General features: G+C 65.4%; 9 protein-coding genes. 7 read left to right on the forward strand and 2 right to left on the reverse strand.

The window, feature by feature from the left end; all coding sequences use genetic code 11:
* Position 1 precedes the first annotated feature (1 nt).
* The 3 genes from mads6 to mads8 are packed head-to-tail and all read left to right on the forward strand — an operon-like array spanning position 2 to position 11,084.
* Complete coding sequence (gene mads6 / locus LP52_RS18195; RefSeq protein WP_040275241.1) at positions 2-4,063, forward strand: methylation-associated defense system protein kinase MAD6; 4,062 nt, start codon at positions 2-4, stop codon at positions 4,061-4,063.
* The gene (gene mads7 / locus LP52_RS18200) at positions 4,063-5,640 is read left to right on the forward strand and encodes a methylation-associated defense system protein MAD7 (protein ID WP_040275242.1); all 1,578 of its coding nucleotides are present in this window, start codon (positions 4,063-4,065) and stop codon (positions 5,638-5,640) included. The genes mads6 and mads7 overlap by 1 nt, the downstream gene beginning before the upstream one ends.
* A 35-nt stretch (positions 5,641-5,675) precedes the next feature.
* Positions 5,676-11,084, forward strand: a complete 5,409-nt coding sequence (mads8, locus tag LP52_RS18205) for a methylation-associated defense system ATP-binding protein MAD8 (RefSeq protein WP_040275243.1) — start codon at positions 5,676-5,678, stop codon at positions 11,082-11,084.
* Positions 11,085-11,420: 336 nt separating this feature from the next.
* On the opposite strand, the gene LP52_RS18210 is transcribed toward mads8, so the two are convergent.
* Positions 11,421-13,568 carry an N-6 DNA methylase gene (locus tag LP52_RS18210; protein WP_084723303.1) on the reverse strand — a complete coding sequence of 716 codons (2,148 nt, stop codon included), beginning with the start codon at positions 13,566-13,568 and terminating at the stop codon, positions 11,421-11,423.
* Between the two features lie 662 nt (positions 13,569-14,230).
* On the opposite strand from LP52_RS18210, the gene LP52_RS26760 reads away from it, so the two are divergent.
* From LP52_RS26760 to LP52_RS18230, 4 genes are read left to right on the forward strand one after another with little or no spacing between them, the layout of a single operon-like run.
* Positions 14,231-15,421: a PD-(D/E)XK nuclease family protein gene (locus LP52_RS26760; protein ID WP_169775384.1), complete on the forward strand. Its 1,191-nt coding sequence runs from the start codon at positions 14,231-14,233 to the stop codon at positions 15,419-15,421.
* A 4-nt stretch (positions 15,422-15,425) separates the two neighbouring features.
* A complete protein-coding gene (locus LP52_RS18220; RefSeq protein ID WP_169775385.1) occupies positions 15,426-16,637 on the forward strand; it encodes a pPIWI_RE_Y domain-containing protein in 1,212 nt (403 codons plus the stop codon).
* On the forward strand, positions 16,630-20,133 hold the full coding sequence (locus LP52_RS18225) for a pPIWI_RE_Z domain-containing protein (RefSeq protein ID WP_040275244.1): 3,504 nt from the start codon (positions 16,630-16,632) through the stop codon (positions 20,131-20,133). The genes LP52_RS18220 and LP52_RS18225 overlap by 8 nt, the downstream gene beginning before the upstream one ends.
* Before the next feature lie 60 nt (positions 20,134-20,193).
* Positions 20,194-23,094: a pPIWI_RE module domain-containing protein gene (locus LP52_RS18230; protein ID WP_040275245.1), complete on the forward strand. Its 2,901-nt coding sequence runs from the start codon at positions 20,194-20,196 to the stop codon at positions 23,092-23,094.
* A gap of 409 nt (positions 23,095-23,503) precedes the next feature.
* Here LP52_RS18230 and LP52_RS18235 read toward each other — a convergent pair whose 3' ends face one another.
* Positions 23,504-23,986, reverse strand: a complete 483-nt coding sequence (locus LP52_RS18235) for a transposase (protein WP_202966139.1) — start codon at positions 23,984-23,986, stop codon at positions 23,504-23,506.
* Between the last annotated feature and the right edge of the window lie 77 nt (positions 23,987-24,063).

Below are 24,063 nucleotides of genomic sequence, written 5' to 3' on the forward strand. Positions count from 1 at the left end.
GATGGCGCAGATCCTCGGCGGCGGTCCCCCTGTTAACGACGCTGAGCGTGCTGCGATCAAGCATCTGCGTGACCACGGTCCGCACGAATGGCTGGTTCTGCACAACGTCGAGTTCCCTATCCATGGCGTGAGCAGGGAAATTGACCTTGTGGTGGTGACCGGCCACTCTGTGGCACTGGGTGAGGTTAAAGGGTTCCGGGGCAAGATCCGGGTTGCGGGCCGCCGGTGGTTCCCGACGAACGGTGCGCCGTTCGGCTCGCCGGTACGCACCCTGCGCGGTCATGCGCGGTCGGTGAAGGGTCTCTTGGAGCGGGCCAAGCCCGCGTTGAGCCGGGTGTATGTGGATCATCTCGTGGTCCTCACCGCTTCCAACGCGGTACTCGAGGATCCGAACAACCTCGCCGATGCGGACGCAAACGATGTCACGAGTCTGGCTCAGCTCATCCCGACCTTGGATGATGTATCGCGGGTGCGTACCGGGATGGTTCGGGACCTGCAGCCGTACGGCGATCAAATCATCCAGGCCTTGACCGGTTCGGTGAAGTATCCGACCGGGCCGCAGCGGTTCGGGAACTGGGAGGTGTCACAGCGCCTCGGCGGCACGGAAGAGGTCACCGAGTACCGCGCGAAGAATCCCTCGGTACCGACGTCCGAGACTGTGTTGCTGCGGGTGTATCGCGCCGACCCCTTCCAGCCCGAGGATGTGCGGGCGAGTGAGCGTCTGGCGATCGCCAACGCTTACGAGGTGCTGGCGACGATGCCCCGCAGTCCGTACATCGTCGGGCAACGCGAGTTCTTCCCCATTGAGGATGAGAGCCGGTTCGTGCTCGTACTCGACGATGTGGGAGGAGAGTCGCTGCAGCTTCTGCTCGACGATCCGCGGCGACCGCTGGGCGGCGACACCAAACTGCGGATCATCCACGACATCTTGCGGGGGCTTCGCCACGCGCACGGACATCGGGTGCTACATCGCGCCCTGTCGCCGGCGGCGGTATTGGTGTCGGGCGGTGGGAAGGCCGTGCTGACGGGTTTCGACCACGCTCGCCCCGAGGCGCCGCGCGATCACACGGTCGTCGACCGGCTTGCCGACGTTTTGGACCCGGCATATGTGGCTCCTGAATGTCAGGACCATCCGCAAGGCCTTGGCCGTGCATCGGATGTCTACGCCGCAGGGATGCTCTCATTCCGGATCCTGACCGGGGAGCTTCCTTTCACGAGCAGCACCGACCAGGCGACGCGGCGCAGCGAGCTGCCGGCGGAGGTGATGGAGGCGGCCGGAGTTCCCGCTGAGGTGGCGACGCTGTTGCAGCGGATGTGTGCCTTGGATCCTGCCCGGCGCCCGAGCGCGGCCGACGCCGCCGAGACGTTGCGCCGTGTCACCGGTGCGGGTGGCGGCGAGTGGCGGGGTGATGACAGCACACCGTCGGGTGTCGACTATCGGAACCTGTCCGCGGATCATCAGCTGACCCGCAAGTACACCGTGCGGCGTCAGCTCGGTTCGGGGAGATTCGGCACCGTGTACCTGGTGTACGACAATCTCGCCGCCGAGGACCGCGCTATCAAACTCGTGCTGCGAGATCGCGAGTCGTGGACCGAACGTGCCCGGCAGGAGTATCAGGTCCTCCTCGGCCTCGAACCCCACCCCAACGTCGTTCGGGCGGAGAACGCGGACTACCTTCCCGACGGCACCCCCTACCTGGTGTTCGAGTATCTGGACGGCAAGGATGTCGCCGAGGTGGTGCAGGAGCGGCAATTGGGGGCGGCCGACGCGCTCAAGCTCGGCATCGACATCGCCCGCGGATTGGTCTTCTTGCACGGCAACGGCGTCTTTCACTGCGACGTGAAGCCGCGGAACCTCATGTGGACCGACCAGGGCGGCAAGATCGTGGATTTCAACGTCGCGGTCACCGCCGACTCCAGCATGTCCCGGGCAGGGGGCACCAGCCGTTATGCCCCGCCGGATATGCGGATCGCGGGCCCACCGAGTGCCGAGGTCCTGACCGACCGGGACGTGTACGGCCTGGCGCTGACCTTGTATCAGCTCGTCACCGGCGGGGACTGGCCATTCCAATCCAGCTACCCCGCAGCAGGTGAGGAGCCGGCCCCGCCCTCCGAGCACAGCGGCCGCGGACTGCTCTCCGAAGACCTCACCACAACATTGGTGAAGGCGCTTTCGCCCCTGCGCGGGGACCGATACGCGAGCTCTGCCGAGCTCCTCGCCGCCTTGGAGTCGGTCGATGCGGTGCATGCACCCCCTCCGCAGATCACCACTCCGCCCTCACCGCTCCCCCCTGACGACACCAATCCGTTCGTCGCGCACCTGCAGTCGCTGTACAGCCAGAGCCCACTCAGCAACGCCGGAACGCGAGGCGAAGACCCCTACGGGCTTTATGTGCCCACTTTCTTGGACACACGGTTGGAGCCGGCAGTTTTCGCGGGCCAACATCGGCTCGTGGTGGTCACCGGAAACGCCGGAGACGGCAAAACCGCGTTCCTCGAACACCTGGTGAGTACTGCCCGCGAGAAGCACGGGATCGAGGATGAACGGCTGTCCGCCAACGGGGCGGAGGTGCGCCTGCGCAGCGGTCTGCGGTTGCGCACCAACCATGACGGCAGCCAGGACGAAGGCGAGAAGGCCAACGATGAGGTATTGCGGGACTTCTTCGCCCCGTTCGCGGGAGACTCCCCTGAGGTCGACGGCCAAGAGACGCGACTGATCGCCATCAACGAAGGACGATTGGTCGATTTCCTCACCAGTCACGAGGGACGTTTCGCCTGGCTGGCCGAAAGGATCCGCGCAGGGCTGGCCGGTGAGCCCGACGCCGATGGCGTCGCGGTAGTCAATCTGAATCGGCGCAGCGTGGTCGCAGACGTCGAGGGCGTGGGGGGTGACCATGAGGCCATCTTCGACCGGATGCTGCGGCGAATGACCCACGAGCGCTTTTGGGAGGCGTGTAACTCCTGCGCCTTGGTCTCACAGTGCTACGCGCCGCACAACGCCCGGACCTTGGCTCATCCCAGTGCAGGTCCACAGGTCACGCGACGCTTGAAGCAACTGTACGAGCTCGTCCATCTACGTGGGCACCACCACATCACGGTGCGCGACCTGCGCTCGGCGCTGGCCTTCATGTTGACGTCGGGACGCAACTGCTCACAGATCCGGGAGCTATACCGCGGTGATAGCACCGAAGCGATCGTGCAGAGCTTCTATTTCAACAGTTGGCTCGGCCCTGCCCAACCCCAGGACCGGTTGTTGGCACTTCTGCAGGACGTGGATGTCGCACAGGCGCCTGACCCTGCGCTAGACCGCCAGCTCGACTACGTCGGGCCGGAGGCCGGGGCGGCGATGATGACTGTCGACCAGCGTGATGACTACGACTCACAGTTGCTGAGCGCCCAGTTCGACCGGCTGGCCCGCGGGAGCGTACCCGGGACCGTTCAGGTCGACGAGCACCGCCGCTACCTCGCATCGGCGCGGCGACGCTTCTACTTCGAGTGCGTGGATGACGAACGCGCGCGGCGGCTCCTGACGTATCGCTCCGCAGGCCGGTTCCGAGAGTTCCTGGGTGCCGGTGACCAAGTGGGACGGCATTGCGCGGAGGTGGTCCAGGCGATCAACCGCGGGGAAGGTCTGGTGGATCCCACGCGGCTGGGTGACTATCTGGCCCTGCAAGTGCGTCAGGTTCCGAGGGGCACGATCCGCAGCTATCGGCTGTTCCCGGCCGAGGCGTTCCGCCTGGAAGTCCGCTCCCCGGCGCCTTCGCCCTATCTGGAAGAGCAGCCCCTCGGTCTTGTTCTGACCTACCACACCGAGTCGGGTCAACGTGTGGAGCTGGAGATCCGCTTGGACCTCTTCGAGCTTCTGGAGCGACTGCGCGCCGGCTACATTCCGGGCGTCGCCGATCAGCAAGGGCTCTACCTCGGCTTGGCGATCTTCAAGAATGAGCTCGCTGCTGCTCCTTACCAGCAGATCCTGCTCACGACCGGCAACGGTGACCTGCATCGTGTCACCCGTGAAGGCGACGGGCGTCTGCGGATGCACGCCGAGGAAGGGGATCGGTGATGGCACTGAAACGCTCTGATCAGGAGTTTCGCCATCTCGGAGTCACCCATGTCGATTTCCACCAGTTGGATATGGATCGGGTGCTCACCGGGCTGCTACCCAGGCTGTGGTACGGCGGGGCGCCGAGTGTGCTGCACCGCGACAAGGACCTGAGTGTCAGCGAGTTCGTCGATACCATCACCCAGCATCCCCATCTGTTCACCGGCTTTGACCCGGAGGTCGCCTATCGCTGGGTGGAGACGCACTTGTTGGACATGGTCAATCGCGGCAAGCCCACCCAATCCGTGGCCGGATTGCGCCCGTTGCATGGATTCACCTATCGGTTCCGCAACGCTCGCCGTTCCCGCCCTTATGGTGCCGATGAGCAGCTCTACGCGATGATCAAACACGCCCGCGAAGGCCCCAAGGTCTTGCCGCTGCTCAAGGACTTCTTCTTCGCTGCAGTGGACCCGCATACCGGTCGAGCGCGTCCGGACGTTGCCATCGATGTGGAAGCGCAGGCTCTCATCAATCTGTGGGAGGCGGCCGAGGCAGACATTCACGACCGCGAAGACAAGAGCCGCCGCAACCCCGACCACCCGCCGCTCCTGCAGGACGCCTGCGATCTTCTAGCTGACGACCTGATGCGGCTGCTGTTCCACGAGGAGCTCATCCCCCGCTCGGTACTGGTGGACTACGTCAAGATCCTCTTCGCCTTCCACCTCGCTCTGTATCACCTGCGCCTGTTGAAGGCACTGCCCGCCCAAGTGTCCGGGCAACGCACCGAAGCCGGCGCAGCTCTCTTCCTGGATGTCCAGAACCTGCCCGGCACTGCCACTGCGCGACTGGCCGAGCGCAGCGCCGAAGCATGGTTCGATCGCATCCCGAAGTTCGTGCAGGCTGGTTTCACGGTGAAGAAGCTGGACGAGTTCGCCCGGCACCTGATCCGACGCAAGAAGATGCGCCAACCCACCGACGGCGTCCTGCCCGTGCAGGAACTGCTGTCCCTGCTCGGGGCGGCCCACACCAAGGACCGCGACACCTACGCGGAGACGCGGTTGCAAACGATACTGGGCGACAACCGCGGCGACGCCGAGGACCTCGACCCGTCGCTCGATCAGATTCAGCAGCTCGGTCTGGACCCGTTTACCACCTACGTCGAGATCGTTACGCACCTGCGGGTGGGCTTCCATCGCAGACGCATCCGCGAATGCCTGGACTCGATGTTGCTCAAGAACAAACCCGGCGCGATGCTCACCCAGCCGCGCAACGGGCAACGCCGGTTCACCCTAGACAGTCGAGTGGTGGAAGTGCTGCTGCAGATCGCGTTGCTGAGGGAGGGCGGCTCGGCCGGGTTTCACACCGCCGCGCTGCGGGTGGACGAGTTCCTGGACATCCTCCGCACCCGCTACGGGCTGTTCATCGACCAGCTTCCCCCCGGTGACGGGTTCGACCGTCCCAGCATCACCGACCAGGAGGCGTTGCGGGACAACGCCCGCGCCTTCACCGCACGCCTCCGCGAGATCGGCTTCTATTCCGATCTGTCGGACGCCTACCTCACTCAGACCATCTCCCCCCGATACATCATCCAGTCTTGACACCGGGCCCGGAACAAAGAACCACAGGACCGTCCATGAGCACCGGACTGCGCGAGCTGAGCGATCACGAACTCGATGCCGCACTGGAGCAGACGCTGGCCCCCCGTCTCGCCACGCTGCTGCAGAACCGCGTGGCCGGACATTGTGCACGCATCACCGAGATCCACACGGGCCTCGCCGTGGGGTTGTCCCGCCGTCTCCGCGCCGCCGTCAGCAACGACGCCCAGGTCTACGTGCTCGGCGAGCCTCCAGAGGTTCCTACGGAGCTCGCGGTGTCCAGCACCAAACTCATCGAGCTACGCAATCCCGATGGCGAGCACCTCCGCCCGCCGCTGCTGGTGTTCATCCCGCCCGGACACCGAGCCAGTGCCGAGGACTCCTTCGATGTAGCCACCTTCGAGGAGGTGCTGCTCGGAGATGTTTATACGAAACTCGCAGAACGACTGCTGGCCGGCCTACCCGAGCAGCTTCGCTTCGGTGTCGAGGAGCTCTTCGACCTCCTCAAAGAATGGCCGCATGCCGATACGCTCGCGCGCTGCCGCTATCTGTTGACCATCCAACACAACGACCAGGACTCAGAGGCCGCAGGAGCCGCCGTGTTCGAACTCGGCCTGATCCCCGATTTCGAACTGTTCCGCGACGTTACCCAGGTCCGCACCCGATCCGCCCGCAATCTGGCGCAGATGGAGATCCTCACCCGCGCCGACCGGCCCGAACGTCAACGGGTTATCGAACTCCAACTCACCGAGCCCGCATTCCGCAGCCGTCTGGCCGAGTTTCTCGTCCGCACAGGTATGGACAGCCCGCAGGCCTGGACCCGCCGGATCGTCGTCGACCGCACCAATTGGGCGCTGTCCTTCCACCGCTGGCCGCTGCCGCAGAATGTGGACAGCGACCACGTGCGCATCACGGTGGAGGAGCTCGCCGCGTTGCCTCGTGCAGGAACCAGCCCGGACCATGCTCAGCACTCGGTCTTGCAGTCCCTCACCGGCCGGCCGTATCTGATCGCCGGTAGCCGCGGCCCCGCCCAGCTGCCCATCTCCTTCAACGTGGAGCCCGACCCCCGGTCGGTGTCCGGACTGCATCGATTCTCCGCCGAACTGGTCTCCGACGAGGCCGGACCTACCGGTGTCTATGCCTCGGTGCGGGTCGCCAAGACGAAGAAGGCGGCCTACAGGGTGACGCTGAAGAAGTTGCGGGACACCCACCTCGATGCGGGCTGGCACTACATCCGCGTCCTCCCCGAAGATGTCGAAGGCATCCCACTGCCGGTCGAGCCGACCACCGGTGTGGACCATCCGCCGAACGAAAGCGAGCGGTTCTACATCGTCGCGGACGACGACCCCATCGACGAGGATCCCCCTCCGCGCACCCGCAAGCACATCGGCCTCACCCATGCCCTGCGTGACCTGCAATTCACCGCCGCCGCCCAAAACCGGCCCTGGCGAGATGTGGCCTGCCAGTCCGTGCACTGGAAGGCCACCCAAGGCAGCGGCCGGCATACCGTCCTCGCCCGGTTCGGCCTGGACAGCCAAGTGGAGATTCCACTGGCGCCCGCGCTGGTTGAGGTGCAGCGACAGATCTTGACCGAGCCGGACCACCTCGGCCCCCGCCGCCTGCTGGTCCACAGCGATCATTCAGGAAGCGCAACCAGCGAAGATTCGCTAGAGCTCGCGGAGGACGACGAGCAGATCCAGACGTTCGTCGAGGCCCGGCGGGCGGTTTTCGACCTCATCCGGGGCGATGATGCGATGGTGGTGGAGGGCTGCGACCTCACCCGCCTGCGCCCTGCAGCGCAGCGATACGCCGAGGCCTACACCGAGGTGTTGCAGGCTCGACTCGCCCAAGCCGAACGCGCCGCCCCCGACCAGGCACAGCGGCTGCTCACCGAAGTCGCCGCACTACTGCGCCTGGACTGCATCCAGATCGCCTACGCCGAAACCAGCCAGGCCCATGGCGACATCACGGTAGTAGCCCCCCTCAACCCCCTCCGACTGCTGTGGCTCGTCGCCTGGGCCCACCTCGGCCCGCACTGGCTCGATGCCGTCGCTGCTCACGACAACGCCGACGTCGCTGTCGCAGCCAGGTCGTTGCAGGCGCTGACCCCCATCGGGTTTCCCCTCGTCGTCCCGCGCGGCGGCGAACAACTTGCCATCGCAGCCAGCGACCTGACCCCCTACTGGGGCGTCTGCCTGCCCACCGACGCCACCGATCCGCAGCGCCTCCTCGCTGACCTCGCCGCGTCTCTGGATCTGCCGGAGCCATACGGCGGAGGTTCGATGATCTCCGGCGCACTCTTCGCCGACCGCATCGAGCAGTACCTGCGTCTGCACCCCTACGTGACCACGCTGTCCATCAGTGTCGTCAACCCCGGCCGCGGAGAACACCTCGCGGACATGCTCGTCGAGCTCCAGCGCCGAACGGCCACCTCAACTCTGAGCTACGACGTCCAATTGTTCAGCACGGCTCCCCAGGCCTCCACTACGGGTGAGGCCCTTGGCCAGCTCTTGCGTGGCCAATGGACCACGCACGGCAGAGCCGACGCTTTCTACACCCGCAGCGGCAGCGGTCGACCCCAGAAGCTCGCCGTCTCGATACGTCCACTGGAGGAGTTCCGGGCTGCCAGTAGCACCCACAACACGCACATCACCTTCCTCTGCGACGCCTTCAGCGGTGAGCGCTTCGACACCGCCCCAGCCGACAACCGGGGAGGCGCTCCGGTGCATGGGCTACGCCAAGACGTGGATGTCACCTATATCGAAACCGAGGACGACATCGTCTGGCACAAGCAGCCGCGCCATCCCAGCAGCGCACTCACGGAGCCGCTTCCCGGCGCCGAAGAGCTCTCCGACCTGCTGTGCGGCCTGCCACGAGTCGTCTCGGCCGCCTCCTCCGCGGTGACGACCGGCCAAGTCGGCACCGAACTCGCTCCCCGCACCACGCTCAGCCTCACAACCGCCGACAAAACTCTGCTGCACCAGGCGCACCGCTCCAGCGACTGGGTGATCACCGTGGACCGCAGCTTGGGCGTGGAGTATTTCGACAGCCCCGGCGACACTCGCCGGCCCGACTATGTGATCGACTTCGACGCCGAAGGGCTGGATGGCTTCGGGCACCACACAGTGGTCAGCTCCCGCTCGGTGGAGGAGATGCGGGCGCTGCTGACGCCGGTCCTGGGGCAGCACGGCTTGAATGTGGCGCCGCGCCACACAGCGACGTTCTTCGACCAGTTGCGGCTGCTGTCGGGCCGTCTCGCGTTCAAGCTCGCCTCGACCGCCGCCAATCAACGCACCGAAGTCGTGGGGCTCGCCCTGGCACGGCTCTACTTGGACTACCAGGGGGCGCTGGACGATCAGGTGCTCGTGCCTCTGGACGCGCACCAGGAGCTCTACCGAGAGCCCCAGGCCCGAGGTGACGCCGTCGGCACGACGGTCGATTTCCAGCGCACCGACCTCGCCCTGTTCAGCCTGAACGCGCGAACCCGGACCATCACCGTTCGGCTAGTCGAGGTCAAGTGCTACACGACTCTGCCCGACCTGCAGGCCTACGAGCAGCTCAAGGACACGGTCCTCCGCCAGCTCGACCGCAGCGCCACCGTGCTGGCTGAGCATTTCGATCCCCACCGCCTCGAATCCGACCGCCCGGACCGCGCCGTGAAGAACGCCGAACTCGGCGACCTCCTCAAGCCGTACCTGATGCGGGCCCTGCGGTACCGCACCATGCGCCCTTCCGCAGCCCAGGAGGCACGCTGGCTCCTGGAACGCCTCGACAAGGGCTACCAACTGCGCTTCACACGCACCGGACTCACCTTCGACCTCGCCGGCGGCGGCACTCACACCGAGTCCGAAGGCGGAGTGGAGTTCCATCGCGTCGGGCGAGACCTCATCGAAGAACTACTGGACGCCATCCCCACAGAGCCTGCGGCCGCACACGCGGCTCCACCGGAGTCCACCTCGGACGGCCTGGCGCAACTCGACCTGACGGTGCCGCGGATCACCGACGCCGCCTTCCAAGCTCCCGAACGCTCCCACGAGATCCCCGCGAACGAGCCGCTGCCGAGCGACGATGACGCCGACGAAGGGGACGCCGATGTGGAACCGCCTCTGGAAGCTTCAGCGACTGCTGCACCTCCTGAGGCAAGTTCCGAGCGCCAAGCCCTCCAAAGTGCACAAAACCTAGCGCCAGATGAACCAGCTCCCGAACACCAGACCTTCACGGCCCCGAGCCAGAAGGAGCAGGTCGACCCGCCGGACACCTACCTTGGAAGTTCTGGGCCCTCCCCCCAGTACGGCGTGATCGGTGAGACGGCCGGCCGACGTGTCGCGCTCGACCTCAACGAGACCCACACCATCAGCCTCTTCGGCGTCCAGGGCGGCGGAAAGAGCTACACCCTGGGCAGCATCATCGAAGCCGCATCCCTGGCAGCACCGCCAGTCAACGAACTTCCTCGCCCCTTGGCGACGATCGTGTTCCACTACAGCCCCACCCTGGATTACGCCCCGGAGTTCACCAGCATGGTGGCGGCCAACGATGACGAGACGCAGGTCCAACGCCTGCGCGAACGCTACGGCGTGGAAGCGCGGGGGCTGGACGACATGGTGATGCTGGTGCCCGAGGACCAGCTCACCGAACGCCGCAGCGAATACCCTGGGCTCGAGGTGCTACCGCTGAAGTTCGGCTCAGTAGAGCTCCGGGCCGAGCATTGGCGCTTCCTCATGGGAGCGGTCGGGAATCAGTCGACCTACATCCGCCAGTTGCAGCGAATCATGAAAGCCCACCGCAGGGACTTGCGGCTGGAGACTATCCGCACCGGGGTCGATGACTCTCCGCTGTCCGACAACCTGAAACAGCTTGCGCATCAACGTCTCGACCTCGCCGCCGACTACATCGACGACTCCGTCCGGCTCCAGGACCTCGTGCGTCCCGGCCGGGTCATCATCGTCGACCTTCGGGACGAGTTCATCGAGAAGGACGAGGCACTAGGCCTGTTCGTGGTCCTCATGCAACTGTTCGCCGAGGCGCGCACCAGCGACGGGTGGTTCAACAAGCTGGCGGTCTTCGACGAGGCACATAAGTACATCGCCAACCCGGACTTGGTCGACGAACTGGTCAGCACCGTCCGCGAGATGAGGCACAAGGGTACGAACGTCCTGGTCGCCAGCCAGGATCCGCCCTCCGTTCCGATCAAGCTGATCGAACTGTCCGACCACGTGATCCTGCACAAATTCACCTCCCCGGCCTGGCTCAAGCACATGCAGAAGGCCAACGCCGCCCTCAACGGCCTGACCTCCAGCAAGATGGCAGCTCTTTCGCCGGGCGAGGCCTACGTCTGGGCGGGCAAGACTACCGAAGTTGCATTCAATCGCGGCGCAGTCAAGCTCAACCTTCGCCCCCGCCTGACCCGCCACGGCGGAGCCACAAAGACGGCGACCTCGGACCTCTGAACAGGAACAGAGCTGTTCCGGGCAGTCAGTGAGGTGTTCCCCGCCCTGGACCCCGATATGTCTCGCCGGATCCCGTGCATCGGCGAGATCCGGATTCTGTCGATCAATCCCCGCACTTGCAGTGGCCGTTGGCGTCTTACCGTGCGTCGGCGCAACAGCCCCTTGGCACGGCTACCTCCGATCGAAATCTGAGGTAATCTTGCGGCCAACTTTCTTGGAGGAAACGGGCTTATCCCGCATCTCACGAAGGATTTTCTGTCGCATTCTCAGCGTTGACCTTCAGCGAAACGGGTGTCCGCCAGCCTTCGATAGGAATGGTCGGGCGACTCGGGAGGATTAGACCGCGGTACGGCCCCCGTCACGCCGCGAGGCGAATGGGCCATTCAAGAGGTCCCGGGTGGCATCGACGAATTCGTCGCCGGTTTCGTGCAGAGAGCGCAGGAGATCGGCGAGGCGCGCCACTCGGCGAAACTCCGCACCATAGCGGCGCTGGGTCTCGACAGGAAGTACGGGTAGGCTAAGCCGCCGCGGGTCGACTCGCAGCATCCGGTGGCTGCTGGAGCTCGCGCGCGCGACCTGGCGCGCCCCTTCGCCCGTCGTCAGCATTCCTGCCAGGAACCAGGGGTCGACAGCGGCTTCATCGGGACGCAGCACATAGACATTGGGCCCTGGATACGCGCCGGCTTCCTCTTCGCCAGCCACCCGGGCAATCGGTCTTCGTACCCACGCCGGTGCGGCCGCCGGAACGAGGACATCCCTCTCGCGGATCGGCGGATTGCGCATCGGATCGATGTCCACATGCTCCGTACCCGACGGGGAGCTGCCTTCGATGAGGTCATCCGTCGTGAGGACTCGCGCATCGACCGCCCCATGCCTGGGCGTTGAATCATCATCACTCAAGCGCAGGGACGCTTGCGGCCGCCGCACGGTCACCGCGCCACGCTCTGCAAGTTGCTCCACGGTCAGAAACTGCGCCGACCCCCGGTCGGAGTCCGGCAGCGTTATAGGGACGGTGGTCAGCTCGCGGCTCTCCTCGAGTAGTTGCTCCGTCCGATTCCGTAGACTCACCAGACGTTCTTCCGACTCTTGGGCGCTGAACCGGACAGGAAGGTGGAGCCGCGGAGTCAGGACGACGTCCTCGCCGAGGAGGTCTAGTGGGGAGACCGCCCGCGCTCGACCAGGCCGCTCGGCAAACGAGCCCGGGCTCATGCAGAACTCGGCCCACAAGCCGAAAATGTCTTCGGTCGCCCGCGCCCATTCCTGCTCATCTCTTGGCTCACTCAAGTCTTCCCAATCGAGGAAGAGCACCGGCGTTGAAGGGGAGACCCCGTCTTCGGCCGAGCGTTCCAGGATCCACAGATGGAGCGGCAGAGCATGGTAGGCCGAAAGACCTGTCGGCAGCGACACGACTGCCCGTACAACACTTTCCTGGACCAGCGAGCGCCGGATACGGCGCCCGGAGGGGCGCTCGGCTGCTGCCGGAGGCATGAGCGCCACGACGCGCCCCCGGGGGCGCACCTGCGCAAGCGCGTGTTGCACCCACGCCAACTCCGACTCCAACCGCGGTGGAACGCCGTGAACCCAACGGGGGTCATGTTCCAGTTCTTCCAAGCCCCAGTTCCGGTCGCCAACCGGCGGGGCGAACGCGACGGCGTCCGCGCGCCCCAGGGGGAAGGCGGGCCGGTGCAGGGCGTCGTCAGCGTGCACGTCGGTGTACGGTGATGAGCGATCTGCGTCAGCGAAGGCAAGGCGCAGTGCCGCCACCCAGGCAGCATCCGGGTCACGCTCTTGGGCACGCACACGTCTCCAGCCGCGGTTCGCCGCAGCAATCAGCACTTGGCCTCGGCCGCAGGCGGGATCTACAAGCTCCGTAGCGCCGTCGCCAGCAAGCAGGGCCATCAGGTCCGCGATCTCGCGCGGAACGGTACGCAGCGACGGCCCAGCTGTTGAGTCAGCGTGGCGGACAAGCGCTTCGAAAAGCGAGGCGGGCGCCGTATTCTGGGAGACCTCAGCTGCCGCGACGAGCAGGTCGGGCATACCCGCCCCAAGATTCGGTTGCCGAAGGCGCGCGGCCATGTCGGCAATACCGGGTCCGACGCGTTTCTTCCCGGTGAACTCGCGCTCGGCGTCGACTAGGAAAGCTCCGAGGCTGTCGGAGTCTGAGGGCACCGCCGCTGCCGGATGTCGATGTAGGTGGAGCAGTAGAAGCCCCACAGTGCCCAACGTCTGATTCCCTGACGCTGTTCCGCGGACCGAGTCGAAGGCTTGGAACAGGCGGCGACGCGGGTCGATGGGCTCGCCAGCACCGCGCGCGGTCACCCACTCTTCAACCTCGGTGAGGTCGAAGCGCGGACTGCGGTCGGTCCCTCCCACCGGCGCTGGGAAGTCACTATAGCGGCGACGCCAGTTGCTGACTGCCGCCGGCTTCACCCCCACAAGCCGGGCAATCTCGGCGGATGTCACCTCTGCTCGACCGGCCACCATAGTCACACCTCTCACCTGCGGATTTGCAACCCCGCAGGCCTGACTATACACACCTCCGCCTCTGGTTGATCATCACCCATCTCATTGGTTGATGGTATTAACACTCTTGTCCGTGCTACGGTTAACAGCACTCCCGTTGCTCTCCGATCACATCCGCGCATGTCCTCGGCCACGTGAGGTACTTCATGCCGCCTTCCTCCGGTCTTCCTCCCGGTCTCCGGGGTGACCCCTACCTCCTCCGCATCAGTCCGCGCTCGGCAAAGGCCTCTGAAACCGAATGCCCCGCCTATCTCGCAGCTAAGGCCCACCCCGCCCTGGTCGCGGAGAAGCGCGTCCGCAAAGGCAAGCACTCCTTGGAGACGTTTCCTCTCCGCTTCGTCCAGGAGCGGATCGATGCCCTGGAGTTCCACAGCAGTGCTTCAGCCCTCGGATCCGCTACCGGCCAGCCCCGCCCGCACCTGCACCCCGGCCTGGCCCGCTATGTCGACCAGGCACTCCATCACTACAGTCCTCATCTGCATCAGCTCACGGATCCCGAGCTGCGGCCTGTCCCCCACTACTGGGTCGCTCGGTCCAGTCACGAGCGCACATGGGAGATGTTCACCTGGGGACGTCGCTATGAATCGCCGGATGGCACAGTGCGCGAATTCCGCTTCCTACGCATGGGCAGCGTCGAGAGGGCAGAGCTGGCCACAAGCGCCCCCTCCAGAGCGGAACGGTCCGAGGCCGAGATTGCGATCGCCGCCCATACGACCGCGATCGGCCGCCCTGCGCGCTGGCCGCCACCGGAGGAGTGGGGGCAACCGTTTCCGCTTCTCGGCCCCCACCGGCCACCCGGATACATCCGACGCGTCCGCGTAATCGAAATCGGTCTCATGGACGGCTCGCGCAACGTCCTGTTCGATGGTGCCCCCGAGGAGGCCAAGGCCCGATACGAAGAGCGAGGGCGCCACCGGCACATCGAGATCGTCGCCGGCGGCGCTCCCCGGCCAGGAACCTCTTGCGTCGACTGCAAAGCGCTCATGGTCTGCGAGGAGCGCATATGGGCGCCCGGACTGCTAGGTGTCCGAACCCGGCAGGCCCCGCTACGCACAGTCTCGGCCAGCGACTTGCGCTACCACCGGCAGTGCCCCGCGCAATACCACATGCGTGCACTGAAACTACCCAAAGCCGACGAGTACGCCGCTGAGCATAGGCGCGGCAAAGCCGTACACGCCTGGCTGGAAGATGCCCACCGGAGGGCGGCTGTCCACGGGCAACCCTGCACACCAAATTCCGTCCCTGAAGCCCCGGAGACATGGGGCGAGACCGAGTGGGCGCTTCCACAGGAAGAAATACGCCTGGGCATACGAATGCTCACCTCGCACGCGGGCGTCTGCCCGTTCAGCAGCGCGATCTCCCACTCCGATCCGGAGCCCGACCTGGCCTTCTTTGACGCCTACGCCAACGCGGTCGTGCTGGCCAAACCCGATCTACTCTTCTATGAGGACGGCGCACCGGTGTGGCGCGAAACCAAAACGCGCCGTTCGGGCGCCACTTCCCGCCGTGAGCTATTCCGCCGCTATCCCCAGCTCGCCTTGGGCCTACTGATACTCCATGGCGGACACCTCGGCGAGCAGACCGAGGGCGCGCGAGTCGAGCTTGAGGTGCTCTACCCCGACCGCCTCCCCGACCTGATCTTCTTGCACGCCGACGATCCGATCGACGTCGAAGCAGCCAAAGAAGTCCTCTATTCCCTCACCCGGTCCTGGCACGGTGACACCTCCTATCCCGCGCACCCGCACGAGGACGCCTGCCGCCGCTGCCCCGTCTCTCACTGGTGTCCCGACGCCGCCCTACCCAAAGAGGAGTGAGCCGATGAACACCATCCCTGAAACGGCGCCGGCAGGTACTGATGCCGACTTCTACGAGGGAGAGAATCTGTTGCGGGTAGTCGCCACCGCCATCATGCGCCTGGCCCAGGGCCGTCTCCACGGTGACGGCCTCTACGACGCGACCGTCCAACAGGCCTATGACCACCTCGTGTTGCGGAGCCTGCGCGCGAACCTCAAACCGCCGCACAGTGTTGCCCAGATGGCCCGATGGGCTCGGGAGAAACCCTTGCCCGAATGGCCGATCCGGCTACCGGAGGCACTGCTTCCACCGGAGACCCGGCTGGTCGATCCCGATACACATACGCCCACCCAGCATTGCGCCGAATGGGCCGTCAGCGCTTCCTCAGCGGTCAGCGAGGTCTACCAGAACTCCGTCATGCGCGGCGCTCTCGACTTCGCACGATCCCTAGAGGATCCCGAGGCCTACGCCGCTTTCCGACGACTGCTGATCAAACACCCCGTGCTCACCGGAGCCGAACTCCTCCGGACTGTCTCGTCGCCTGGTCTGGACGCCATGCAGCACCTAATCAAGCGCGCCTACCTGCGGGCTCCCGCAGCCCATCTGCACAACGGCACGTTCTTGGTATGCGAACGCTGCCATTGCCTGCTGGTCCGCGGTGCATCCGGCGAACCTGTCTGCGAACTTGATCGCTGCCGACGTGAGGGGCGCCCCCGCATCGGCGACCGCCTGCCCGCGGAACGCGAGGGCGGCATTTACCAGATCGGCCGCCCACTGCGGACGTTTGTCACCGGCCCGGGACTGGCTGAAGTAGAACTGGAGGAGAAGCTGACAACCCTGGGGTTGACCGTGGAGATGTGGCCCGGCTTCGACGCTTACGACCTGCGCGTCTCCTTTCCCGACGCTGCAATCTGGGCGGTCGATGTGAAGGATCGGGCCAATCCCGCGCTATTGGGCCGTGCTGCCCGCCCCCTCCCCGCAGACCCTCCCTATGATCACGGGTTCCTGGTCGTCCCCCGCTACCGGTTCGACGACCGCGAGGACTACGCCCGCGTCTTCCGGCACCACCGCCCCGACAACCTCGAAAACCGACTGAACTTGCTCGCCGACGATGAGCTGGTGGAGCGCGCACGCCTCCGCCTCACCGGCCGAACAAGATTCGGCGAAGGAGTCACCCCGCAGCGCACCTTTCTGCCCACCCCGACGACGACCACGGAGGAAACCGGCGATGCGTGACCGCAGTTCTTGGCACGGCAAGCTGCTGGTACAACTCAACGATGCCTGGCCAAACGGGGCCAACTCGTTCCGCCCTGGCGACCTCCTCGACGTCGAACTGGGCCTGTACTTGCTCGGCACAGCGCTGCCGGGCCATGCTGCGGCCGATACCTGGACTCTGTTCGACGGTTACCCCTACAGCCAGGCGTTCGGTGGAGCTGACACCCCTGACGAACTGCTGCGCATCCGCCGGGCGCGCTACTACCTCACCGCCATGCGCCGACCGCGCGAGTGGATCATGGGCCTGCGGGCCTACATCGCTCTGCCCGTCGAACTGCGAGGCTATGAACTCGATTCCCCCGAAGACACCCCCCAGCGCCGGTCTCCCTCCCGCGCCGCGAAGCGGTTTGACGTCTACGAACACGTGCTCACGACACCTCCGCCGTTCGCCCGCCGACGCTTGCCGGTGGCCGAGGCCGACGAGTACCGCTTCAAAACAAAAGACCGCACGCACTCGGTCAAATTCGACGAGGCGCTACTGAAGGCCGCCGGCGGGCACAGCGTCCCGGTCCCGGCACACGACTTCGAGGCGCCGCCGACCCTCCGCGGCAGTCCGATCAGCGTGCGCTGGGACCAGTTGCGCGCAGCGGCGCGCGAAATGGATGCACGTGAGCAAGCGCTTCCTGGCGTAAGCGGTGGTCGGTGGGCTGAGCGGCTGGAACGCGTCGAATTGCGGGTGCGCGACGAACCCCGTGGCCAATTCCGCGGCACCAATACATTCACAATCCAAGGGTTGGCCCACCTGGTCGGCATGGTCGGTGCGGGTAAATCGACGTTGCGCGACATCCTAACGTTCTGGGCCGCGACGAAGCGCGGTGCCCGCATGACCGTAGTGGTCTCCGATGTCGCCGAAACCCTGGATGTCGTCAACCGCTTCGCGCACTTGGGCGTACGCGCCGCGCCAGTGCTCGGGCATTCCACCCGTGAGCGCAACGCAGCGCGTCTGCACCACCGGCTGGCCAACGGTGAAGCCACGTCTCCATTGGAACACACGGACGAAGCCTTCCGCTTCCTCAGCAGCGCATGCCCGGTCGATGCGTTGCGGGGCACCGAATCCCATCGGCCGCTGCGGCTCGCCGATGCGCCGTGCGGCACTCTCCTTCCCGTCGCCCGTCATGAAGAACGCGGCCAGGAGGGCGCCGAAGAATCCGACGAATCAGTCGGCGCACGCCTTCCTGCGGGCCTTCACGAACTGGATTCCAACGAAGCCGCCGCCCCGCCGCCGCCAGAGGAAAAGTCGACCCCCCACGCCTGCCCGCTATGGGGCTCTTGCCCTCGCAACATCGGTGCGCGGGAGTTGACCGAGGCTCAGGTATGGGTGTCCACGCCCGCGGGGCTGGTACACAGCGGCGTCCCGGCACAGATGAACGAGGAACGCATTCGGTACCTGGAATTGGCGGCTCGCCGTAGCGACATCGTCATCGTCGACGAGGCGGACCGCGTACAGATGCTCTTGGACACGGCGTTCGCACCATCGGCCACCCTGGTCGGCCGGTCGCCCAACTCGTGGCTGGATGAGGTGTCCCGGCACAAGGTCGCCGAACTGGCTGGCCAAGGACGTATTCAGCTCTCGGCGCGCGACGTCGACGACTGGACCAACGCCGTCGACACCGTCGCCTCCGCCACCGACCGCTGCTACTCGCTGCTGGTCAACGACGCCGACCTGCGGTCGTGGATCACCAAGGACTACTTCAGCGCGCTCACTCTGCACCAGTGGCTCATGGCGAATTGGTTCCCGGACCTGCTAGGCACCGAGCAGGAAGGCGTGCAAGAAGGCACAGAGGTCGAGGCAGCCACCGAGCGGCGAACAGCCATGGAACACGTGGAGGCCGCACTCGACCGCTTCCGCGATGCGCCCCTGCAAACCGAGGAGCCGACCGGACCGGACGATCAGGTGACCGCCGACCGCAACCGGTTGAGCCAGCTCGCACTGGAACTGCTGCATGCATTGCATGGCTCCGAGACCCGGCAACGCCTGCGCCAGGTGCTGTCTGAACTTGTACAGAACGACGAAGATGTACTGGCCGAACTCGATCTCCACGCAGTCCGCTTCGAGTTCACACTGCTACTGGCCGCCCTGCACCACCACCTCAACATCATGACCACGCTGTGGCCACGCGTGGAGGCCGCGCTGAACCTCCACGACACCTCCAACGTGCTTTCTCGCCGACCGCCGCCCGACTATGACCCAGTGATTCCCGAGTCGCCCATGGGCAACGTCTTGGGCTTCCAATTCCAAGGCGACGACAGAGTGAAGGACGGCGTCCAAAGCGGCGAACTCCGCTTCTTCCGATGCAACGGTGTGGGGCGCGAACTGCTGCTCACACTGCCGCACCTGCCCGAAGTCGACGACCGGACCGGGCCGAACGTCTTGCTCATGTCGGCAACGAGCTGGGCCGGCACATCCAGCCGCTACCACCTCCATACGCCCGTGACCGCAGTTCTGCGGCCCCGCGAGGAGGAAGCCGAGGCAATCCTGAGGACGCGGTTCGAGAAGCTTCCTCTCTACTGCCCCGACACTTCACAACCGCTGCGCCTCTCCGGAAGCCCTACACCCGAGCTGCGCTCGGCCGCCCTGAAAAAGATGCTCCACCAACTCGCGGTCCCACCTCGGGGCCTACCCAACGCCAAGTCTCTCCTCCAGCAGGAACTCGACGAGTTGGATGATCCTGACCGGCGGAGGGCACTTCTCCTGGTCGGCAGCTACAGCGAAGCCAAAGAAGCGAGCGAATACCTCGATGGGATCCCGGAGTGGCGCGGCCGCGTGGTCCGACTCGTCCCCGACGAGGCGGACCTCGACGACACCTGGATGACTCTCCGCAGGGGCGACGTATCCGACTTCGCATCGTCCGACCAGGGCCATCTTCTAGTCGCGCCGCTGTTGGCCGTCGAGCGCGGACACAACATCGTGCTCCGTGGCGGCAAAGCGGCTATCGGTTCGGTCTACTTCCTCGCGCGCCCACATCCGAGGCCCGACGACATAGCCCTGGCCGTGCAGGCCATCAACGACTGGGCCGTGCGCCAAATCCGCGGCGTCGGATACGAGTTCAGGCGAACCGCGCAGGCCGCACCAACCCCACACGAGGCCGGATTGGCGTTCCGGTCCCGTGCCCGGCGGCAGTGGAACCGCTACCTGACACGCCGCCTGGCCTGGTCGAGCCTGCCGGAAGACGAAAAGACGGCGTTTACTTGGGACCAGCTGGTCGTGATTTGGCAGGTCATCGGCCGCTTGGTGCGCGGAGGCGTCCCGGCACGCGCAGTCTTCGTCGATGCGGCGTTCTTCCCTCAAGAGGCCGCCCACCGTGGCGAAGACACCCCCAGGACGGGGCTGCTCGCCGGGATGCACGCGGTCCTCGGCCACTACTTCAACGAGACGAGCGACGCAGCGGCCATCGACCGATCGCTGGTGGAAGCTTTGTATGAACCGCTCTTCACAGCGCTCAGCGAGATCGACTGAAGCAGGCCGCACAGATCCGGGCTATCTCGGCCCCGAACGATTTTATGAAAGGCCATCGCCATGGCACGCTATAAATCTATTCAGCCGTCCGCGTTCATCCACAACCCTGAGGCGGGCCCGCTCTACCGCCAGTTCGCCACGCTCTCCTTTCCCCCCGAATGGCGCGAGGCCGTACTCCGCCTGTATGGCGACAGTGTCCCGGAGAGGCGTCGCGAGAAGGTGCTCCAGTGGCGCCAGGTGCCCATCCGCCGTCTGGATCGCCTTATGCGAGCGGCGGCTCCCGAGCTGGTGACAGCGAACAAATACGCATCCGTCGATGGCGGAAGGCCGTGGCTCTATGCGAACACCCCTTACCCCACAGCGGTACTGCGTGGGTTGCTCAGCGCCTGGCTCCGGGACATGTTCGACCACAAGCACGATGGCCGGGGTGAACCCAACGCGGAGACCTACCGGGCAATCCGCCGAGCGATGGAGGCCCTGGACACCTCCAATATCGAATGGCAACTGACCAGTGTCGATCTCCTTCATCACCAACTCTCCGAAGGCGGCACGTCCGAGCCGGACACGTCGCTCTACCGTCTCCTTCCGGAGTACCTGGCGGAAAAGATCGAGACCTTCTCCCAGAGCTCTCCCTACGAGCACGGTGGTGAGCGGCTGCGGTTTCGGCGTGTTGCCGGCCTCGTAGGCTCCGAGGCCGAGTTGATCTCCTGGCCTCCGAACACCTTCATAAAGAAGAAGGGAAAGGTGGCCTACTACTACTCCGCCTACATTCGGCTCTTCCTACGCACGTCGCCCTTTTCGGCCATACCTCGCATTCACGTTGACACCGGCATCCACCGTTGGGTCAGCGGCAAGGTAGCGATGCGAGGCCTGCAAGCCGCATCCGTCTACTTGCTCGCCGACTCGTCGCTGGTGCCGGACGGCCCCGTTCCCGAACGGTTCGCCGTCGCCGACATTGCCTGGCGTCCCCAGACGAAGCAGGTCGAGTGGCGGGAAGGCGGCCCCGGCGGAATGCTCGCGCGCGTCTCGATGCTCGATGCGCTGCCCCCGGCCGACGTCCTACAGAAGGATGCCGACGACTGGATCAGCGGCCGCGACGGCCTGAGTCTGGCCGTCACCCATCACACCACGATGGGCCGCCATGGCGTGGGCGCCGGCCTGCTGTCTGAGGAGCGGCGACGCCTGGTCGAGTGGGGCCGACAGGCGCTTGAACCGGAGTTCACGCTTGCAGCACCGCTGACGAAGTCGACGGTTTCCGGGCGGAATCCAACCGCCGCGTTGGAGAGCAAGAAGTCAATCAGGAAGGACGCCGCTCCCGAGGAGCGGCAGCGCATCAACGAAGAGAACCAGCGTATCGCCGCCCGTAACGGCGCCGTGTATCGCAAGCGCGCGGCGGTTGCGCTCGCGGCAAACATCCCCAGCAAGAAATCGTTATCTGCACTTCTGCTTTTTCAGACTACGGTGATGCGCGATCACCTGATCCAAGCTGCGGAGAACCATCTAGGGCTGGCCCTCTATCGACAGCAATCCGGACCAAACGAATGGGTCTGGCATGCGCCCGAACTCGAGGTGCGCATCACGGCACGGGAGCTCGGAAAGCTCGGCGCCCCCCTTGGCGATGATCGGGCTCCCCGCAACCGTGAGGCTATGGAGCGAGCGATCGCTGATCGGCGCTCCGAAGCCGACACGCAGATACGGGAAATCACCGGGGCACTCGGCAACGACGTAAAGCCGCTTTTGACCTTCGTCGAGTTGGAGGGGGCGTTCCGCCCATCGACCTTTACGGGTTTCCGTCCCAAGGCCGACCCGAAGGGGGCGCTCCGCCTCGGTTGCGCTGACGCCGGCCTAGTCAGCCAGTTCTTGCGTCCGCTCGATACCGAGGTGAAAGAGGACAAGCGCGATGAAGATGCCGCCTACCGGGCAGAAGCTGCCTGGTCTGACGGCCTCCGGCAGCTCGGAATCGTCCTCACCCCTCAACACAGCTTGGCCCCCGATGTGCCGGATGATCTGGCACAAGTCGCTTTCTGGATCGTAAAACGCAGCGTCGACTCCAAGAGCAACAACAGGCAGTTCACGCCGGTGGCGCTGTACTTGCAGGGCGACGGCCCCCTGTTGGGACACATTCCCGGCCAGGGGGAGTGGCTCCCCTATCCGGAGCTACTGAGGAAGCTAACGAGCCGAGCAAGCACTACCACGACGGCGCAGGCTCAAGCCCGGGAGACCGCGACCTTCGTGCAGAACACGCTCTACGCGCTGCGCGGTACGGACACGCTTGTGATCGCCCATGCCCAGAATTCGCGTACCCGTTGGCCCTGGCTACTGAACTCCGGTTTGATTGAGGATCACCTCGCCTTGGGTGACGGGCACGCCAAGCCCTTGCGACGCTTCGGCAAGCGGCTACGAATCGCCCGTGTAGCGACACACGAGCGCAGCGAGACACCACAGTGGTGGGCCGCTCCCGAAGACAGCAGCAAACCTGCCGGTCTGGCAAAGGGGCTGTGGTTTCCCGGAGATCTGGATTCGAGCGGACGCGTCTTTTACGCCTCAGCGGAGCGCCCTCACAGCATGCAAGAACATTCGGCGACCGCTAAGCTCACCCCGCACTCCATCAAGGACCCCCCGAAGGATCCGGACGACGAACCGCGTGTACGGAACATGTATCGTCCAGACGCCCACGTGGGATCGCCGCAGCTTATCGAGCTGACTATGGCAGGTCTGTGTGAAGGTGACGACCCTGAGAAGTGGGCGATGTTCCTTCAACAGCAGCGCAATACCGAAGAGAGCAAATCGGAACTGGTGCTGCCATTCGCCCTCCACATGGCTGCACTCTCCAAGGAGTATGCGCTTCCCTACGACGAGCTTCCGGATGAGACGGACGACCCCGGCGACGATCCACTGAAGCCGGACGACGAGCCCGTCCAACTGGCTCTGGAATTGGCGCTCGATAACGAAGCGGGGTGACCGCGATACAGGGGCGCTTTGCCGATGATCGTCATGCGTACTGTGCAGATGTCGCTGGGGGCCGAGCTACAGCTCAGCAGGACTCGGCCCCCACCTGAACTTGACCCGTCGGCGAAGTGCTGGGCGTCCTGATGGTCGAATTCGACAAGTTCTCCTCGCCCCTACCGTCCGGCCGCTACCGTGCGTCCATGCCGCTGTTCATTCGCATCCGGGAGGCCGTCCGAGCCCATCCTGTGGGCGTCATTCTCATCGCCACGGGCGTCGTCGCACTTCTCCTGGGCGCGACTCCATCGCGATGACAGTAGAACGCCTCGATGCCGTAGTGGGACCGGAACGCGGTCCACCGGTCCGCTTCCACGCGCTGGCGGGAGAAGCTGATCACGCTGGCGACCGCGGACTTGAGGTTGTCTTACCTGATCTTGCCTGTGGGGACGCCACCGAGGACACGGAAGGCGTGGGCGTGGCCCTCGAAGAACGCCTCCTGACCCGCTGAGGCGCTGCTCCGATGGACGGACTTGCCGGAGTACGACAGGCGCAGGCTGAACAGGGCGCAGGTCACCAGCTCGCCGCGAAGGCGGACGGCGACCTCGCCGAAGTCGACCTCCGCCTCACGCCCAGGCAGATGGGTCTGCGGGGTGAACGTGTTCGCTGGCTCCCGACCGGCTTCGATGCGGATCTCACGCCGTCGGGTGGCGACGTAGTCGCGCACCATCCCGTACGACACGAGCCCGGCAGCGTCGTGCTCGTCCAGCAGTCGATCGAAGATTCTCTTCGTGGTGTGCCGCTGCTTCCTCGGTGCGTCCAGGTCGTCTCGCAGCCAGCCGTCGATGACACCCCGGTAACGGTCAAGCCGGGACCCTCTCTTCGGTGGTGGCTTCGGTGCTCGGGCCACGCCGACTCCAACGCGGCAGCGACGGTGCGGTACTCGGCACCGTGCTTGCGCTGCAGAGCGCGCCCCGGGCATCGCCG

The organism is Streptomonospora alba, assembly GCF_000826685.1.
Lineage (GTDB): Bacteria > Actinomycetota > Actinomycetes > Streptosporangiales > Streptosporangiaceae > Streptomonospora > Streptomonospora alba.

Coding starts and splice junctions, on each gene's coding strand:
- LP52_RS18210 (WP_084723303.1), bottom strand. CDS start 13,568: ATGGTGGCCGGTCGAGCAGAGGTGACATCCGCCGAGATTGCCCGGCTT.
- mads7 (WP_040275242.1), top strand. CDS start 4,063: ATGGCACTGAAACGCTCTGATCAGGAGTTTCGCCATCTCGGAGTCACC.
- LP52_RS18230 (WP_040275245.1), top strand. CDS start 20,194: ATGGCACGCTATAAATCTATTCAGCCGTCCGCGTTCATCCACAACCCT.
- LP52_RS18225 (WP_040275244.1), top strand. CDS start 16,630: ATGCGTGACCGCAGTTCTTGGCACGGCAAGCTGCTGGTACAACTCAAC.
- mads6 (WP_040275241.1), top strand. CDS start 2: ATGGCGCAGATCCTCGGCGGCGGTCCCCCTGTTAACGACGCTGAGCGT.
- LP52_RS26760 (WP_169775384.1), top strand. CDS start 14,231: ATGGGCAGCGTCGAGAGGGCAGAGCTGGCCACAAGCGCCCCCTCCAGA.
- LP52_RS18220 (WP_169775385.1), top strand. CDS start 15,426: ATGAACACCATCCCTGAAACGGCGCCGGCAGGTACTGATGCCGACTTC.
- mads8 (WP_040275243.1), top strand. CDS start 5,676: ATGAGCACCGGACTGCGCGAGCTGAGCGATCACGAACTCGATGCCGCA.